Source organism: Ruminococcus sp. RTP21358st1_G6_RTP21358_211008 (genome assembly GCF_040908885.1).
Lineage (GTDB): Bacteria > Bacillota > Clostridia > Lachnospirales > Lachnospiraceae > Blautia_A > Blautia_A faecis.
Genome location: NZ_JBDGDM010000098.1, coordinates 1 through 2,540 on the forward strand (window position 1 = coordinate 1; position 2,540 = coordinate 2,540).

2 protein-coding genes are annotated in these 2,540 nt (G+C 39.4%); both read right to left on the minus strand.

Translation table 11 applies throughout. The features are described from left to right. Window positions 1-268: 268 nt before the first annotated feature. Entirely contained in the window at window positions 269-1,444 is a 1,176-nt protein-coding gene (locus AB5Z12_RS20620) for an IS91 family transposase (RefSeq protein ID WP_015514769.1), read from the minus strand. Beyond that, entirely contained in the window at window positions 1,441-2,289 is an 849-nt protein-coding gene (locus AB5Z12_RS20625; protein ID WP_015514770.1) for a site-specific integrase, read from the minus strand. The genes AB5Z12_RS20620 and AB5Z12_RS20625 overlap by 4 nt, the downstream gene beginning before the upstream one ends. Window positions 2,290-2,540 lie beyond the last annotated feature (251 nt).

Genomic DNA, 2,540 nt, shown 5'->3' on the forward strand with positions numbered 1-2,540 from the left:
AAATCGTTAAGGAAAGAATCGAAGGTGGTGCAAACGAAAAAGCAGTATGGAGACTTTTCATTAACTGCCCTTTCGTTTGCATCAATTTCGATTTTTTCTGGTTGAACAAAGTGCGTCAACTCTATATGGACTTTTAATTATGACACTCTATTTATAATAGGATAGCGTGTACACATAGAAACACATAGAATTTATAATTCAGTCCTGTATTATGACACCAGAAATAAGCCTCCCTAAAGAAGCTAAAAAAATATACAGTTATGATACGTTAACAGAGCATATGTGGTTTTGGTTTTATAAAATGTTGTTCTGTAGACAGAGGAATAATCTTACCACCACAGGAAGAACACTTGCATATATCTTTATTATAAAGAAGACGGATAATGGCAGGTGCATCCATATCTTTCAGCTTGGAAATATATTTTTTGCAACCAAGGATGTTTCTACATAGGGTAATCTTTTTCTTCTTATTTCTGGATGAAAGAAGACCATAGTGCCTGATACGTACAAAACGTTTTGGAGGAACATGCATTAAAAATCGACGGATAAATTCCTCGCCGGATATGGTGATCTCTTTCCAAAGCCCTTGGTTTTTGTAATCTTTAGCGGAAAAAGTAACTGTAGATTCTGTCATGTCTTTGATACGGTAGTTGCTGATAGCAATCCGGTGGGTGTATTTTCCAAGGTATCTGATGACAGATTCGGCACTGTCAAATGGTTTCTTGCAATAAGGAATCCATTCCTTTGTATAGCAGGTATTTAACAATTCCTTGAAAGTATAGTAGTTTTTGTAAGGTGCAGCCGATCCATGAAATTCAAGCCTGTCATTTTCCCAGAGCTGCTTAAGTTCAGCTATATATTTTCCACGAAATATTTTGGAGATCACCTTAATCGGAAGAAAAAACTCTTTCCCGTTGTCTTTCCAATGATTTTTCACATCCAGCCCTCCACCAAGAACAATCGCATGGATATGAGGATGAAAATTCATGGTGCTTCCCCATGTATGGAGGATACAAATATAGCCGATATCAGTCCCAAGATATTTACTATCAGCAGCAAGTTCACTGAGAGTATCTGAAGCCGCATGATAAAGAGCAGTGTATAAGAATTTCTGGTTGCTGTAGATAATGGGATTAAGTTCTTCTGGAACTGTAAAAACTACATGGAAATAAGGAGCATCTAAGATATCCTCACGCCGTGCATCTACCCATTTTTCTTTTGGAAACTCCTGACACATAGGACAGCATCTGTCACGGCAGGAGTTATAGTGGACTGACACGCAGCCGCAGTCCTCGCATACACTTACATTCACACCAAAGGCACCGGTTTTGCAATTCATGATGTGATAAGCGGCCTTTCGCTGAGCGGGAGAAATACTATGTGTGGATTCAAAAGATGGATAAAAACGATGAAAAACATCCTGAATCGTACAATCCTTACTCATGATTCACCACCTTCCGAGTTGTCGAACGGGCTGCGGATCCCAAGAAGTGTCTTGTTGCTCACATGAAGGTAAACATCTGTAGAGCGAGGATCAACATGTCCCAGAAGTGACTGGATATATTTTATATCTGTGCCACTTTCGAATAAGTGGCTGGCAAAACTATGACGGCACGCATGAGAGGAAACATGACGGTTAATGCCGGCGAGTTTAGCACTTTTCTTAAAGAACTGGTTAACACTGGCTATATCAAGATATCCACCGGACCAGGAACTTGGGAAAAGGATATCTTTGGGGCGACCACATTTGTACCAATACTCTGTGAGAAGGTCTAAATTCTTTTGAGACAGAATTGTATACCTGTCAATTCTGCCTTTGGTTTCACGAACATGAATTGTCATGTTGGTACGGGAAATGTCATCATAATGGAGATGAACGACCTCCGATACACGTAATCCAGAAGAATACATAGTTGCAATAATCGCTTTATGTTTCAGATTCGGAGTGGCGTCAATGATTGCATTTATTTCATCGCGGGACAGAACAGCAGGAAGATTGCGCTCTCTTTTCATAGCTGGAACAGTGTCATCATCCCAGACAGTCTTCAGCACCTTTTTATATAAGAACTTTATTGCAGACCGATAGTGATTGTGAGTTTCAGGAGACCTTCCTTCCAGACGTTTGGCAGTAAGAAAACTTTCCGCATCTTCAAGTGTAAGATCAGAAACATTTTTTCCAATCCAACGAAGGAAGTAACTGACATCAGAGCAATACAGTTGAATAGTTCTTTCACGCAGGTTACGTTTTTCCGCTTCATTGCGGATGGATTCAAAAATATCTTTATACATAATAAAACCTCCAGAATAAGTAGTGTTAATAATTACATCTACCTATTCGGAGGTGCATTAGCGTCATAATTCCGATTGCGGAAGAGACTGAAAAATGTTATTCTTATCATAGGCAGTGGAGCTTTCTTAGTTCAGTTGTTTCGTGTGGTAACTTAACAATAACGGATTATGGAAAGTAATTCCACTGCTTTTTAATAAAAATAAAACTGCGCCACAGCCTTGGCAGGCCATCGCGCAGCGATTTTGTTCAA

Coding starts and splice junctions, on each gene's coding strand:
- AB5Z12_RS20625 (WP_015514770.1), bottom strand. CDS start 2,289: ATGTATAAAGATATTTTTGAATCCATCCGCAATGAAGCGGAAAAACGT.
- AB5Z12_RS20620 (WP_015514769.1), bottom strand. CDS start 1,444: ATGAGTAAGGATTGTACGATTCAGGATGTTTTTCATCGTTTTTATCCA.